The sequence below is a fragment of the Verrucomicrobiota bacterium genome, assembly GCA_027622555.1.
Classification (GTDB): domain Bacteria; phylum Verrucomicrobiota; class Verrucomicrobiia; order Opitutales; family UBA2995; genus UBA2995.
In genome coordinates, this window is the sequence record JAQBYJ010000001.1 from 41088 (window position 1) to 55396 (window position 14309).

Annotated in this window: 14 protein-coding genes and 1 tRNA gene; 4 read left to right on the forward strand and 11 right to left on the reverse strand. The window is 44.4% G+C overall.

Translation table 11 applies throughout. The features are described 5' to 3' along the window. Positions 1–26 precede the first annotated feature (26 nt). Positions 27–794, reverse strand: coding sequence for a DUF3450 family protein (locus O3C43_00230; protein ID MDA1064906.1), 768 nt, complete (start codon positions 792–794; stop codon positions 27–29). Between the two features lie 491 nt (positions 795–1285). Here O3C43_00230 and kdsB point away from each other — a divergent pair, with 491 nt between their 5' ends. After that, positions 1286–2035: a 3-deoxy-manno-octulosonate cytidylyltransferase gene (kdsB, locus tag O3C43_00235; GenBank protein ID MDA1064907.1), complete on the forward strand. Its 750-nt coding sequence runs from the start codon at positions 1286–1288 to the stop codon at positions 2033–2035. Here the strand turns inward: kdsB and carA are convergent. Then, a complete protein-coding gene (gene carA / locus O3C43_00240; protein MDA1064908.1) occupies positions 2032–3186 on the reverse strand; it encodes a glutamine-hydrolyzing carbamoyl-phosphate synthase small subunit in 1155 nt (384 codons plus the stop codon). The genes kdsB and carA overlap by 4 nt on opposite strands. Before the next feature lie 127 nt (positions 3187–3313). Between carA and O3C43_00245 the strand changes: the two genes are divergently transcribed. Further along, complete coding sequence (locus tag O3C43_00245) at positions 3314–4495, forward strand: KamA family radical SAM protein (GenBank protein MDA1064909.1); 1182 nt, start codon at positions 3314–3316, stop codon at positions 4493–4495. A gap of 241 nt (positions 4496–4736) precedes the next feature. After that, complete coding sequence (locus O3C43_00250) at positions 4737–5012, forward strand: hypothetical protein (protein ID MDA1064910.1); 276 nt, start codon at positions 4737–4739, stop codon at positions 5010–5012. Between the two features lie 68 nt (positions 5013–5080). On the opposite strand, the gene O3C43_00255 is transcribed toward O3C43_00250, so the two are convergent. The 5 genes from O3C43_00255 to O3C43_00275 all read right to left on the reverse strand — a co-directional run bounded on the left by O3C43_00255 (position 5081) and on the right by O3C43_00275 (position 9759). Continuing rightward, entirely contained in the window at positions 5081–6103 is a 1023-nt protein-coding gene (locus O3C43_00255; GenBank protein ID MDA1064911.1) for a calcium/sodium antiporter, read from the reverse strand. Positions 6104–6176: 73 nt separating this feature from the next. Further along, positions 6177–6252 (reverse strand) — tRNA-Gly (locus O3C43_00260). A 28-nt stretch (positions 6253–6280) separates the two neighbouring features. Further along, the gene (locus O3C43_00265; GenBank protein ID MDA1064912.1) at positions 6281–7165 is read right to left on the reverse strand and encodes a hypothetical protein; all 885 of its coding nucleotides are present in this window, start codon (positions 7163–7165) and stop codon (positions 6281–6283) included. A gap of 7 nt (positions 7166–7172) precedes the next feature. Next, a complete protein-coding gene (locus O3C43_00270) occupies positions 7173–8546 on the reverse strand; it encodes a sigma-54 dependent transcriptional regulator (GenBank protein ID MDA1064913.1) in 1374 nt (457 codons plus the stop codon). 31 nt (positions 8547–8577) lie between these two features. Beyond that, positions 8578–9759, reverse strand: a complete 1182-nt coding sequence (locus tag O3C43_00275) for an ATP-binding protein (GenBank protein MDA1064914.1) — start codon at positions 9757–9759, stop codon at positions 8578–8580. Positions 9760–9875: 116 nt separating this feature from the next. On the opposite strand from O3C43_00275, the gene O3C43_00280 reads away from it, so the two are divergent. After that, positions 9876–10622: an MFS transporter gene (locus tag O3C43_00280; protein MDA1064915.1), complete on the forward strand. Its 747-nt coding sequence runs from the start codon at positions 9876–9878 to the stop codon at positions 10620–10622. A gap of 18 nt (positions 10623–10640) precedes the next feature. On the opposite strand, the gene O3C43_00285 is transcribed toward O3C43_00280, so the two are convergent. The 4 genes from O3C43_00285 to hisC are packed head-to-tail and all read right to left on the reverse strand — an operon-like array spanning position 10641 to position 14304. Then, entirely contained in the window at positions 10641–11927 is a 1287-nt protein-coding gene (locus O3C43_00285; GenBank protein ID MDA1064916.1) for a citrate synthase, read from the reverse strand. 55 nt (positions 11928–11982) lie between these two features. Next, on the reverse strand, positions 11983–12612 hold the full coding sequence (gene hisH / locus O3C43_00290; protein MDA1064917.1) for an imidazole glycerol phosphate synthase subunit HisH: 630 nt from the start codon (positions 12610–12612) through the stop codon (positions 11983–11985). A 10-nt stretch (positions 12613–12622) separates the two neighbouring features. Further along, positions 12623–13222 (reverse strand): imidazoleglycerol-phosphate dehydratase HisB, encoded by a 600-nt coding sequence (gene hisB, locus O3C43_00295; protein ID MDA1064918.1) that lies wholly within the window; start codon positions 13220–13222, stop codon positions 12623–12625. Continuing rightward, the gene (hisC, locus tag O3C43_00300) at positions 13204–14304 is read right to left on the reverse strand and encodes a histidinol-phosphate transaminase (protein ID MDA1064919.1); all 1101 of its coding nucleotides are present in this window, start codon (positions 14302–14304) and stop codon (positions 13204–13206) included. Before hisC ends, hisB begins: the two co-directional genes overlap by 19 nt. Between the last annotated feature and the right edge of the window lie 5 nt (positions 14305–14309).

Genomic DNA, 14309 nt, shown 5'->3' on the forward strand with positions numbered 1-14309 from the left:
AGTAAATTTATCTGATTGGATGTGGACTAATTACCTACAGGGAGAACCACAAACTCTGCCGGAATGTCATTTTGATATACTTTGATAGCTTTTGAGACCGATTCGACCAGAGAATCATCTTTTGTCCAGGTCCATCCGGATTCCGTATTAACTGACCCAACCCCCGCTACGCCTTGTTCCACATTCACGTAGTAAGCGTGAGCCAACCCTATGTAAATAACTTGGACAGTGATATCTATCCCGTTTTCTTTGCGGCCTTCGCTCATTACATGTATGGCACCATTGAAGACCTCAAGTTGGTCGAGCAAAGAAACGATATTGAGCATACGTTCTCCTAAGCTGGCACGAATTCTACTTTCAGGAGTATTTCTGTCGGGAATCCGACCGATCAAACTTTCCAGCTTACTTTTAAGGTCGGCCGGAAGTGCGTTGACTAACTTAAGAATACGCTCTTCTAAACTCCGAATCACTGTCGCGATTACTGCTGAAGCTTCCTTTAATTCCTCAATTTCGCCGTTGAGGCGGATGCGATCCCTTTCAGCTTGGGTTGATTCAGCCTCAGTTGCTTCAATCCTGGTTTCAAGAAGTTCAATCTCAAGATTAAGAAGATCGATTGTATCGAGTAAGGATTGCTTTCCCACACGCCAGAGAGCTTGTTCATCAGCAATTTTTTGGCGAGAATTCACGAGTTCTTGGAACACGTTTCGGGTTTCCTCTAGTTGATTTTGTCCCCAGCTAAACGTTGTAAAGCTGGCTAAGGTAATTGTTGCTATCGCGAGTAATTTCCTGGTCATAAGAAGTGAAAAAAAATCGAAGGTAAGTAAAAACCCATTCGATGTATAGATTTTTTTAAAGAAAAATAATGAACAAATATTGAGCTTAAATTATCCTTAATGTTCAATAAGTAATTATGCAGTTAAATTGGGATAGTGTGCGGGATTTAGCCCGAATCGAGAAATCGATTTTTGTTCAAGTCGGGCTTCTGAATGAAATTGAGGCGTATGGTAAAAAGAGAAAGCTGAGCTTTTAGCAAGGATCATCTTTAACTGACAAAATAAATAATGGTTAACCCCTATATCATGGTGCGGATTAGCGATAAGTTAAGCGGTGTTGAAAATAAATTCCCATTGGTCTTGGAACTTGGTTATGATCCATTACACGATTAACCCTTACAATATCTTAATGAGTTGTCAGGATTTATTATAAGTAATCATTTGTAAGCTCTGGGACTATCCAACCTTCTTATTTTTAATTCAATACATTGCCACCACCTCTAGAAAGACCCATGGAAAACGATATTCAAACTGCCATCATAGTTCCAGCAAGACTTGCCAGCACAAGGTTTCCAAGAAAGTTGCTTCATCCCATTCAAGGAAGAAGCCTAATTATGCACGTCGCAGAACGAATTAGTACTCAGACTCCCGACATCCCACTAATTTTTGCCGTGGATGACCCAGAACTTGAAAAAGAAATTCTAGAAAACGGTTTCAAATGCATAATGACATCTACAACTCATTCTAGCGGAACTGATCGTATTGCTGAAGCGAACCGGGAAATTGGGGCAAAATATGTAGTTAACATCCAAGGAGATGAGCCTCTGGTTACGGCGGATCAGATTCGTAAGCTAATACAAATGGTTGAAAGAGGAGCTTTAATGAGCACCTTGGCGACAGTATTTTTGAATCCCGAGGATTTCGCCGATCCCAATCAAGTGAAGGTAGTGTTAAACCAGAACAGCCAAGCACTCTATTTTTCACGATCTCCCCTCCCCTTTTTTAGAGAAAAAAGCGGGAAGCCAAGTAACAACGACCTGAGTCACCATCTCTGTTATCGCCATTTGGGCATGTACGCTTATGAAGCAGAATTTCTGCAGAAGTTCTCATTAATGCCCAAGGGTCGACTGGAAGAATTAGAAAAGCTGGAACAGCTTCGAGTTTTGGAAAATGGATACTCAATTGAAGTTGATATTACCTCTGACCCATCGATCGGAATCGATACCAGCTCAGATTCAGAGCGGTTCGAAGAATTGCTTTAGCTAAGCTTGGAAACCAGCTGGTAAAAATCATCAAAAAGCGGATCCGAATCATGAGGGCCAGGAGAAGCTTCCGGATGATATTGAACAGAAAAAACGGGAAGATCCTTATGTCGTAAGCCTTCGACCGTTTCGTCGTTCAAATTTATCTCTGTAACAATGGCGCCGCGATTTTCCAAATCTTCCTTAGTGGAAGCAAACCCGTGATTTTGGGAAGTGATTGAGACTTTACCGGTCTCAAGGTTTTTCACCGGTTGATTTCCACCCCGATGCCCGAATTTCAGTTTAAATGTTTCAGCTCCCAAGGCATGGGTAAGCATCTGATGACCCAGGCAAATCCCAAACGTAGGTAATACTTCAATCAACTTTGCAACTGTCTTATGAACGTAGGTCACCGCCGCTGGATCACCCGGACCATTGGATAAAAAAAGTCCGGTGGGGTTACGCTCCAAAACTTCCTCCGCAGAGGTGGATGCTGGAACAACTTCCACTTCAAAACCGTGGTATCTAAGTTTGCGGTAGATATTATACTTCGCGCCCAAATCAAATGCCACTATACGGAACTGGGGTCTTTCCAAAACCGGCGGCTCAAGCAATGTACCCGGGACAGTGAATGGAGTTTTTTCCAATCCTTCTGAATCCCAGAAAAATGCCTCCTTGCAGGTCACCTCTTTTACATAATCCGCGCCAACCAATCCACCCCAGGTTCTGGCCTTTTCAACCGCTTCTTCGTCGGAGATATCTTCAGTCGATATGCACGATTTCAGCGCACCATGTACACGAAGCCGCTTGGTAATGGTTCGCGTGTCTACTCCAGATACTCCCGGAATTCCATTTCGAGCCAAATAAGCGTCCAAACTCTCTTTGCTTTGCCAATTGCTGGTCACGGGACTGAGATCCCTTACAACAAATCCAGCAACTTTTGGTCCCGAGGATTCTTCATCTCCCGGATTGATCCCATAGTTACCTATCTGGGGAGTTGTCATTGTGACGATTTGTCCGTAATAGGATGGATCAGTAAGGATCTCCTGGTAACCAGTCATACTGGTGTTGAACACCCCTTCTCCCAGCACAGTTTTTTGTGCGCCAAATGATATTCCCCGAAAGACGCTGCCGTCTTCGAAAGCTAAAACACCGGTCCTCTTTTTTGACATTAGCGCTCTAGCAAAAGGGCTGATGTAAGGTCTGCAATCAATTTCTCACTAACAGGCTTAGTTTTGTTTAACATTATTTTTTAGAAGGCTTGCCCAGCTATCGAATAAATAGAATATCTCAACATTTATGGCTCAAACACACCAATCTCAACCCTGGTTTAGCGGACAAGGACTTTGGGTAGATACTCCATCCGACCAATGGAATAATTGGAGCTGGCAACTGCGTAATAGGATAACATCAAAGGAACAACTCGAATCCTACATGACCTTGACTGAGGCCGAAGATGAAGGCTGTGAATACGCCAGCAAGAAACTGGCCCTCGCGATAACTCCCTATTTTTTCAATCTCATTGATCGAGAAGACAAAGATTGCCCCATTCGTAAACAGCTCATTCCTCAAAAAAATGAGATGACAGTGGCACCTTGGGAAACCCTCGATCCTCTTGCGGAAGATAGTCACCTGGTGGTTCCCGGTTTGGTGCACCGCTATCCTGATAGGGCATTATTTTTAGTAACTGATCGTTGCGCCGCTTATTGCCGTTACTGCACTCGAAGCAGGTTGGTAAGCAACAGCCAGGGATACGACTTTTATCCACAAATCGAACAAGCATTTGAATACTTAGAAAAAACGCCGCAAATCCGTGATGTGCTTATAAGCGGCGGAGACCCACTTCTTCTATCAGACAAAAAAATCGATTATTTGCTGAGCAGACTCAAAGCGATCAAGCACATAGAATTTGTCAGAATTGGATCCCGAATTCCTGTTTTTCTGCCTCAACGAATAACTCCCGAACTGTGTGAGATATTTTTAAAGCACGAACCCCTTTGGATGAGTATTCACGTAAACCATCCGAGAGAATGCACCGAGGAACTGAAGGAGGCAACTGGAAGGCTGGCTCGTGCAGGCGTCCCGTTAGGCAACCAATCAGTATTACTAAAAGGAGTGAATGATGAGGTGGATATCATGAAAGATCTCGTTCATCGCTTACTGCAAATGAGAGTACGACCGTATTATTTGTACCAACTCGACGCCATCACCGGAAGTAGTCACTTCAAAGTAGATATAAAAAAAGGTATTGAAATTATTCAGGGTCTGCGAGGCCATACAACCGGATACGCGATTCCGCAATACGTCATAGATGCTCCCCAAGGAGGTGGAAAAATTCCAATCAACCCAGATTACGTGGAGTGTATCAACGATGACGAAATCGTTTTGCGAAATTTCGAAGGTAAAATATTCCGATATTCTACAGGTACTCTGCCCCAAAAAGGGCAAAATACATCTTACCCAACGGAATTGTACGCCTAAATTCCAAGGCTGACTTATTGGATTTAGCATACCCGGAGTTTTTCAGATTGAGAGCCCAAGCTCAAATTACCCTATGATAAGGCTATTTTGTGTATTAATTCCCTCAAAGGCTTGTTCACGCTCAATTAAGCCGAACCCATAAATAACGAATTAAACACAAAAATTAAGTGTTTCTATATTTTTTTATTAATGTTTTTACTTGATCTATAATTTTTTCTCTTAATTATGAGTTGTAAATTAAATGATAAACCAAAAAGAATGCTTTATGAAACTGCTCACCTTATTCACCGCACTTCTACTTTGTGCAAATCTTACGCTTTTAAGTAAAATTGCCGAACCAGTTGATCTAAGCACGGTTCACATATTTTCGTCAGCATCATCAAATCGTTCAGAGGAGAGCGAACCTTCAGGCTACCAATTTGCCACACACGCACTTGAATCATCAACCTATGGCGTCATTGGCGCCACCTTCTTAGGGATCATGGTTCTTGTTCGTCGCCGAGATTTAAGCTCCTAGATCATCTCAGCGTCGAATTCATAACAAAAAACGTAGCCACAACTCGGGCTACGTTTTTTTGTGCTCAATTACACAAAGTAGTTCGCTACGAGGAAAGTTAGATAAATCCCAAGAAGAATACCGCCAAACAGACGACTTAGATGCGTCTTACAAACAACGATTCCTACTCGAAAAACAATTAGAAGCCCCAACATGACCGGAAAGTGAATTGTGAAAAAGTCCGGAGGAACTTCCAACCCGCCAGTTGTAACTGCCGCTGCTGCCCCGGCTACAAAAAGGACATTTAAGATATCGGCCCCAATAATGTTACCGATAGCCAACTCCCCCTGCCCCTTTTTAATGGAGCTCATAACAGTAACCAATTCAGGAAGCGATGTCCCAAAGGCGACTAAAGACGCTGCAATAACACTCTCGGGAACATTCAACCGATAAGCGAGCTCCTCAGCGCAAACAATCAATACTTTGGAGGAGAGAATGACAGCTCCTATAGCCGCTCCCATAATGATCAGATCCTTGCTTATGGTCTGCCAAGTTAAAACGTTATCAGCCCCGTTAGACTCCCGATTCTCGGCCTTCATTGCAGCAAGATAGCTCCAGAAAAAGTATGCTACCAACAACATCAGAAAAATAAATCCACCGATTCGAGGTAACTGTCCTCCGGTATCGAAGATCCGATTAATATGCGAAAACGGTAAGCAAAACAGTATTAAAAGAATTCCAGACCCCAACTGAATCCAACCTTGTCGATTTACAACCCGTCGGTCCAACGGAAGTGGCTTAAGCAAAGCTCCTAATCCCAATATCAAGCCAGTATCGCAAATGATAGATCCGACAGCATTCCCCAAAGCAAGACCTGCATTACCCTCAATAGCAGCTAAAACAGAAACGGAGGCCTCGGGCAGTGTGGTTCCCAAACTAACAATGGTTGCTCCAATGAGAGCCTTTGGAATTCCAGCGGTATGAGAGATCTCCACCGCCTTATCGACAAGTGAGTCAGCACCTTTGGCTAGGATGAAAAGCATCACTGCTAAAATGCCCAACAGGATCAGCGTAGATCGCTCGGCAACAAACTCGTGGAGAAAAGATTCCATGTGCATAAAAAAAACTCTACCTAGGGGCAGAGAATTGAAACTCTCTTTCTTGGAAATTCTCCATTAAATTAAATGGAGCGGGCGATGAGATTCGAACTCACGACCCCAACCTTGGCAAGGTTGTGCTCTACCAACTGAGCTACGCCCGCAAAAAAGAAGTTGCCGAGTAAGCGAAAATTAAAAATCCAAGTCAAACTCTAAAAGAACCTGTTTTTGTATGTTTTGTGGGACATCGATCAAGCCGGCAATACGAAGGGAATTGACCCGATTTTTCTCGAAGAAATCCCGAACAAACGCTCGAACACCTGGATCACTTGAATCCCGAACAACCAGGTATAACGTGGTCTTCAAAGAATAGTCTCCGAAAAACAAATTTTCACCCGATGGAGGAAACCCGACATTTTGATTATCTTCAATTAAAGACAAAGCACGCAGACCTCTACCGGGTTCGGGAAGACGCGACATAACAACAAGATTTGAGGCTCCTGCAAGATAAGGATTATCAAGCTGATCACCTAACGAAGAAAAGTTTTGTGGATTTTCGTTTTCGAAAAATCGATTCAATAAGATGGGATAAGAGGGATCGGTTCCGCGAATGTCGAAGGATACAAAAATCAATCGATTGGCCCATTTCGGATGTTCGGGAAGTAGCGATCCCCATTCCGATTTCAATCCATCTTTGGTCCTTTGGAGAATATCGGAGAGTTTGGATGTGGGTACTTCATTCAGAGGGTTTTCTTCCTGAACAGCAAAATAAACTCCCCAGAATCCAAGAGGGATTGTTGTCAATCCTTCCATTGCCGGATAACCTTCAGCTGTTTGCAGAACGAAGGCTACGTCGGCAAAATTTTCTTGAAGTTTGATGAGTCCGATTAAACTGCCAGTCATATGGTAGTGGAAGGAATGGGTCCCCATTTTCTCTTCTGAGTTTGGAGCTTCCCCCATCGCATTGCCCGCGAAGTTACTACCAACAATCCTCACAGGATTTGCATTTAAGGAAATCACACCCAGACACCCTGTCAGGAAAACAGACCTGAGTATGTATTTGAAGAAACAATTCATAAGACGATCAGGATCCTGCTTTCCCCGTGGTATCCAACTCCGGCCATTGAACAAGTTTTCGATGGAGTGTTCTGCGAGAGATCCCCATCAATGCAGCAGCCTTTGTTCGGTTACCTTTAACTTGAGTCAGTGCTTTGCGCAAAAGATGTTTTTCATTCTCCTCAACCGAAAGGTTCGATTGAACACCTTCAGTATGCACCATGACTGGAGCGCCTTCCCTGAACCTGTTGTCGAGATCGTATTCGGTAATGATTCCTCCTCGGTGTAAAACTACGGTATTCTCAGCAAAATTTCTCAGCTCCCGAATATTTCCAGGCCATTTGTACTCCTGCAAAACGTGAACCGCACTGGTGTCAAGTTGAGGTAATGGAACTCCATTTTCTTTCGCATAAAATTTGAGGAAATGATTTAGCAACAAGGGAATATCATCTTTTCTTTCACGCAAGGGCGGTAAGAAAATGGGCACTACGTTTAACCGGTAGTACAAATCTTCCCGAAACTCTCCTTTCTCAACCATATCCTTAAGATTTTGATTCGTCGCACAAACGAGACGGGTATCAACAGAAATAGGCTTGATGCTGCCGACACGCTCAAACGTTTTTGTTTCAAGAAAACGAAGAAGCTTAATCTGGATAGAGGCATCAATCTCTCCAATCTCATCTAAAAATAAGGTGCCGTCGTTGGAGGCTTCGAAACGCCCAATGCGTTTTTCAACGGCTCCGGTAAATGCACCCTTTTCATGGCCAAACAATTCGCTTTCGAGGAGATTGGATGAGAGCGCTGCACAATTCACCGCAATAAACGGCTTTCTGGAACGATCACTATTTTGATGAATGGCCTGAGCAATTAACTCTTTCCCAGTTCCTGTTTCACCTTCCAACAAAACAGTTGCCCTGGAAGGTGCTACCAACTTTACCCGATCAATAACCGCAGCCAGGGCAGCTGAATTTCCAACCAGCCCCTTGAAACTGAACTTCGTGTCCAAACGCTGATGAAGCTCGTGGTTTTCGGTTTCAATTTTCCGTGAGTTTAGCGCCCGTTTTATCAAAATTTCGAGCCGCTCCAAGTTCACCGGTTTTGTAAGAAAATCAAAGGCGCCGCGCCTCATTGCCTCAACGGCTGTCTCGACATTCCCATAGGCCGTCATCATAATGCATACGGGCTTTTTCGGTAATGTAAGCGCGTAATCAATAACCTTAAGGCCGGATTTCCCCGACATTCGTAAGTCAGTGAGTACGACATCGAATGGTTCACTGTCCATGAGATTAAATGCCTGATCCGCATCACTCGCCAAGTATACATCGTAGGTATCCTCCAGAGCGAATTGCAGGCCTTCCCGCGTGTGTTTTTCATCATCTACTATGAGAATGGAAGCAGGCATAAGTAATAATTCTACGTGCGGATTGAACCGTTTATTCGGATTGAGGCAAAAGCCGAATCCGTCGATGTTTTTTAGGAAACTTTAGAGAAATTACCGTGCCCATGCCAGGTTTGCTGTCAATGCCTACTTGGCCACCGTGATCCCGTAAAATACGGTTCACAATCATCAGACCTAACCCGCTTCCCGAATCCTTGGTTGAATAGTATGGCTGGAACACGCTGGCTAAATCTTCCTTCTCAATGCCTTCACCTGAATCTGCAATAATAACATAAAAATAATCATCATCCGAGCGAGTTTGAATCTGCAATGTCCCGCCCTCTTTCATCGCTTCTCTCGCATTCTTGATGATATTAAAAAACACCTGCTTCATTTGGTTCATGTCCCCAGCGATCACCGGTGCTTCATCTCCGATTTCCATTTCAACGGTCACCTTCGAATTGAGCAGTTCCTGCTCCTGTACTTGAAGAACGGATTCCAGAACCTCTGTCAGGTTTGTGTCCTGGAAATCCGGCGGGGAAGGACGAATTGCCTCAAGGAAATGGGTAATAATTCCATCCTGGCGCTCAACTTCTCCGATGCAAATTTTGAGAGACCGCTCCAGTTTTGCTCGAACTTTCTCATCCCGGATCTGATCCAGTTGCCGCTCCATGAGTTGCAAATGGATGGTTAAAGAATTTAGAGGATTTCCCAACTCGTGGGCTACGCCCGCAGCTAAAAGAAAGATAGAGGATATTTTTTCGGATTCGATCTTTTCCTCCGTCGACATGACATCCTTTGTTATATCCGAGAGGATGACAACAAAGTGTGGATCCATATCCTGAAATCCTTCAAAAGGGACCATGTAGGCTCGAACAAATCGATGATCAGGATAAGTCATTTCAATTTCACGAGTCACCGAAGCAAGGTCTGCAAAGATCGGCTCTTCTCCATCCATGTTGATAACTGGAGCCAAATCCGGAATCCATTTCCACAAAATCGCTGACCCAATATTTGATTCCTTAAGTCCAACAATTTTCATGCCCTCTTTGTTCGTATATTCAATGATGCCTTCCCGGGAAACTACTAATATTCCCTCTCGAACCGTATTAAATATGCCTTCAAACAAGGCTCGCTCCTGAGCAAGTCGATTGATCAGGTTTTGTAAGTTGGTCTCATCCAGATGGTCCAACTGACCTAAAACACGATCAAGGGGAGAGTGGCGTTTTTCTTTCATAAGAGAAATTAGAAGTCTAGGTCATAATCCAATAGCAAACATTAGATTAAGCAGTCAAATAAACGCCTGTCTTATTGAGGTTGCCAAGTCTTTTAGGGACTAACACTGTGCCCCAAATGACCGAACACCATAGTCCCAAATCTCAACAAAAAAGGGAAAATCTGTTACTGAGCCTGGCATTCAACATTGCGATTCCGTTGTTTGTCCTCACCAAATTAAGCAGCCCCGATCGGTTGGGCCCAGTTATTGCGCTCATAGTTGGACTTTCATTCCCGCTTTGTTACGGAATCTGGGATCTTCTTAATAGGAAACAGATAAATTTCGTATCTGTACTTGGGATAATAAGCGTTGGGCTGAGCGGCACATTTGGATTGATTGAAGTAGATCCTTTTTGGCTGGCAGTTAAGGAAGCCTCCATACCTTTGGTTATTGGAACCATGGTTTTGTTAACTTTCAAAACCAAACGCCCCTTGATTAAAACATTTCTATATAATCCCCAAATCCTGAATGTTGAATTGATTGATAGAAAACTGGATGAAACAAACACCCGACCCTCTTTCAACAGGATTTTTGCTTACTGCAATTGGTTACTGGTTCTTTCCTTTGGAATAAGTGGAATCCTGAATTACTTTCTCGCAAGAATCATCGTAACCACCCACCCAGCGAGTGACCTGGCAGCCTTCAATGCAGAACTAGGTAAAATGAGTGCGTTAAGTTGGCCGGTTATCGCGGTCCCGAGTACGGTGATAATGATGTTGGCACTTTGGAAACTCATATCTGGACTTACCAAACTCACTGGTCTGAAGTTCGAGGAAATGATGCACGAGCCTCCGAAAAAGGTGCCAAAAAAACCGAAAGAGTAGTCTCGGTCTTTACTGCTTTCAGCGTTCGTCTATGGGGACGAAATGCTGGTCTACTTTTCCGGTGTAGATCTGACGTGGACGATGTATCCGTTTTGATCCAAGAGCTATTTCACGCCAGTTCGCAATCCAACCAGGCATACGGCCAATGGCGAACATCACCGTGAACATTTCAATCGGAATGCCGATACTCTTGAGAATAATACCGCTGTAAAAATCCACATTGGGATAGAGTTTCCGTTGAACGAAGTACTCATCTTCGAGTGCGGCTTTTGCCAGATTGCGAGCGATATCGAGCAGAGGGTCCGGCTCGCCCAAGCTACTCAATAAATCCTCAGCAGCTTTACCCAGAATCTTAGCTCGTGGATCAAAGTTTTTATAAACCCTGTGACCAAATCCCATTAACCGCGCTTTGCCTGTTTTGGCGGCTTCGATAAACTTGCTTCCATCATCCCCGGATTCATGAATCGTCTGCAGCATTTTAATTACTGCTGTGTTTGCGCCACCATGAAGCGGTCCCCAGAGCGCAGATACGCCCGCTGAAACAGAAGCAAACATATTGGCTCCGCCACTGGCGACCATGCGCACGGTCGAGGTTGAACAGTTTTGTTCATGATCGGCGTGCAACAGAAAAAACAGGTCTAGCGCCTTGGAGATTTCCGGAGAGGTTTGGTACTCAGAATCTTCCCGGGTAAACATCATATGCAGAAAGTCTTCCACGTAATCGGCCTTGAGCCGTGGGTCAACGAAAGGGAGCTTAGCTCCCATGCGGTACGTCATGGCGGCAATCGTTCGCACTTTGGAAATCAAAAACGCGGCTGACTGGTCAAAATGTTCAAGATCCCGGGCCCGATCATTTGAGGTCATCTTCGGATAATAACAGCCAATGGCATTTAGCATTCCACTTAACACAGCCATGGGGTGTGCATCCGAGGGAAATCCGGAAAAATGATGCCTGAAACTTTCAGGGAGCGCTGCGTTATTACTTACGTTTCCTGCGAACACGCCATATTCTTCTTTGGTCGGCAAGTGCCCATAAATAACCAGATGAGCGACACTTAAGAAAGAGGAATGCTCAGCCAGTTCTTCAATAGGAATACCTCGGTAGCGTAATATGCCGGCCTCACCATTTACAAAGGTGATGTCGCTGAGACAGGATCCCGTGTTACCATATCCATCGTCAAACGTTATGTAACCGGTATTCGATCGTAATTTTCGTACGTCTACCGCTTTTTCTCCTTCCGTCCCGGAAATGACGGGATATTCGTAGTCCTTACCGTCAACGGTAATTGTCGCTGTTTCTGACATTTGTTAAGGCTGATAAAAATGATTCCTAAAAAGAAAAGAAGATACTCAACACAGATTAAGTATTTTCAACTAATTTCAGAAAATTTCCGTATAACTGCAGCCCTTTTGCCTGACTTTTTTCTGGGTGGAATTGAGTAGCCACACAATTCCCGACTTTTATCCCACTCGCGAAGCTGCTGCCGTACTCGGTTTGGAAGAAAGCTGAACCCACTTCTTCGGGTGAAACGAAGTAACTGTGAACGAAATAAAACTGATCTTCTTCAGATTTAAGCCCAGCAACAATTGGATCATTGCTATCCTTAAAAGAGACCGTGTTCCATCCCATGTGGGGAACTTTATATTCTTTAGGAAGTTGGAACCGTTTAACCAGACCGGGGAAAACACCCAATCCGTCAACTGACCCTTCTTCAGAAAAATCATAAAGTGCTTGAAACCCCAGACAGACACCGAAAAACGGGCGGTCTTCTGCGATCCAACCTTTAACGGTATCCACCAACTGGCATGCTCGAAGCCCTGCGATACAATCGCCGAGCGCCCCAACGCCAGGTAAGACCAAGCCCGCCGCATCTTTGATTTCTTCAGGCGAAGTTACCAAGCTAACGTCTGCGCCACACACTTCAAATGCTTTGGAAACGCTACGGAGGTTTCCCATGCCGTAGTCGATTACTGCCAATTTAGGTTTCACTAATTTCGCCTCAAGTCAGTTTTTCTTTAGTCGAGGGTAACTTTCCTTCAGTCCTGGGATCAACAGAGGTTGCCACATCCAAAGCGCGGGCGAAGCATTTAAATAAAGCTTCCACGATGTGGTGAGGTTCATCTCCATACTCAACCTTCAAGTGAATGTTCGCACTCAAACTATTAACTACTGCTTGGAAAAACTCCCGAATAAGCACGATGTTGAAATCACGGATGTAATTCGTGGGGGATTGGACATCGTATTTCAGAAATGGCCTATTACTCAAATCCATCGTAACACGTGCGATTGATTCATCCATGGGTAGAATGAAAAATCCGTAGCGTCGAATTCCGAGCTTCTCGCCAAGTGCTTGCTTGATGGCGTCACCCAACACAATACCAACATCCTCAACGGTGTGGTGATAATCAACCTCGATATCCCCAACAGCCTTGAGATCGAGATCAAATAAACCATGTTTTGCAAACAGACATAGCATGTGGTCGAAGAACGGGATACCCGTATCCACTTGATACTCGCCGGTTCCATCGAGGTTTATCGTCAATGCGATATCGGTCTCCGCAGTTTTTCGGGAGATAGAAACTATGCGTTTTTCTGCCATTGGTCCATCGATTCATTTAAGGTTAACATTTCAGACTCAGAACCTACACTGATTCTAAGAAAAGATTCAGTAAGCACATCATTGCCAAAATACCGCACTAGAATTTTTCGCCCGAGCAGAAAGTCAAACAGGGATTTAGCGACTTCAGGGCCTTTTTCACCTCGAAAGTTACTTGGTTCAGTAAAGATATAGTTGGCTTGAGAGGGATAGGTTTTCCAACCGTTCCGGTCCCACAGGTTGACGTAAAAATCCCGAGTACGCTTTATTTTCTCAATAACTTCCTCGTAATAATCGGTGTCGGAGAGCGCTGCGATACCTGCGGCCTGGGAAAGAAGATTCACATTATAACTATCCCGAACTTTGTCGAGCAGTTCAACAATCTCGGGATTTCCCAACAGACATCCAATACGCACGCCGGCCAAACCGTGAGATTTTGAAAAGGTCCGAGTCACACAAAGAGATGGGAACTCTTCGATCAGGGAGATCGCGTCTTCTTCTGCAAATGCAGCATATGCCTCATCGATAACCAGAATCCCTGGAAAAGACTCTGCCAATCTGCGAATCGTCTCGGAAGGAATGCCAACCCCGGTTGGAGCATTCGGAGAAGTCAGAAAGAAAATATTTGCACCACAGGTCGCGACAGCCTCCACCGGAATACTCATTGAGGAATCATAACGAACCGGCACCGCTTTTGCATTCTGAATTGAAAGTAACACGGGATATAAGGAATAGCTCGGGACCATGTAGCCGCCATTTCTTTCCCCGCCGCAAAACACACGCATTAAAAGATTCAATATTTCATCAGACCCATTTCCTACAAATGCCCAATCTGAATTTGGTAATCCGAAATGCCGCGCCAGATTTTCGCGTAAATTGGCACTGATTGGACTTGGATACTTCCTCATGGAATCCCCGGACACTTCAGCAATCGCAGCTTCAACGCGTGGACTCGGTGGATAAGGATTCTCATTGGTATTCAGTTTTATCCAATCCGTATCCTGTGGTTGTTTACCAGGTACATAGGATTCCATAGCTTGGACATGCTCAAGCGCCCGGTCTGATATTGACGGATTCGGTTTCATGAAAA

Excerpts from the sequence above, each read along its gene's own strand:
- kdsB (MDA1064907.1), top strand. The coding sequence starts at position 1,286 with ATGGAAAACGATATTCAAACTGCCATCATAGTTCCAGCAAGACTTGCC.
- O3C43_00255 (MDA1064911.1), bottom strand. The coding sequence starts at position 6,103 with ATGGAATCTTTTCTCCACGAGTTTGTTGCCGAGCGATCTACGCTGATC.
- O3C43_00275 (MDA1064914.1), bottom strand. The coding sequence starts at position 9,759 with ATGAAAGAAAAACGCCACTCTCCCCTTGATCGTGTTTTAGGTCAGTTG.
- hisC (MDA1064919.1), bottom strand. The coding sequence starts at position 14,304 with ATGAAACCGAATCCGTCAATATCAGACCGGGCGCTTGAGCATGTCCAA.
- O3C43_00230 (MDA1064906.1), bottom strand. The coding sequence starts at position 794 with ATGACCAGGAAATTACTCGCGATAGCAACAATTACCTTAGCCAGCTTT.
- O3C43_00285 (MDA1064916.1), bottom strand. The coding sequence starts at position 11,927 with ATGTCAGAAACAGCGACAATTACCGTTGACGGTAAGGACTACGAATAT.
- O3C43_00280 (MDA1064915.1), top strand. The coding sequence starts at position 9,876 with ATGACCGAACACCATAGTCCCAAATCTCAACAAAAAAGGGAAAATCTG.
- O3C43_00245 (MDA1064909.1), top strand. The coding sequence starts at position 3,314 with ATGGCTCAAACACACCAATCTCAACCCTGGTTTAGCGGACAAGGACTT.
- hisB (MDA1064918.1), bottom strand. The coding sequence starts at position 13,222 with ATGGCAGAAAAACGCATAGTTTCTATCTCCCGAAAAACTGCGGAGACC.
- O3C43_00250 (MDA1064910.1), top strand. The coding sequence starts at position 4,737 with ATGATAAACCAAAAAGAATGCTTTATGAAACTGCTCACCTTATTCACC.
- O3C43_00270 (MDA1064913.1), bottom strand. The coding sequence starts at position 8,546 with ATGCCTGCTTCCATTCTCATAGTAGATGATGAAAAACACACGCGGGAA.
- carA (MDA1064908.1), bottom strand. The coding sequence starts at position 3,186 with ATGTCAAAAAAGAGGACCGGTGTTTTAGCTTTCGAAGACGGCAGCGTC.
- O3C43_00265 (MDA1064912.1), bottom strand. The coding sequence starts at position 7,165 with ATGAATTGTTTCTTCAAATACATACTCAGGTCTGTTTTCCTGACAGGG.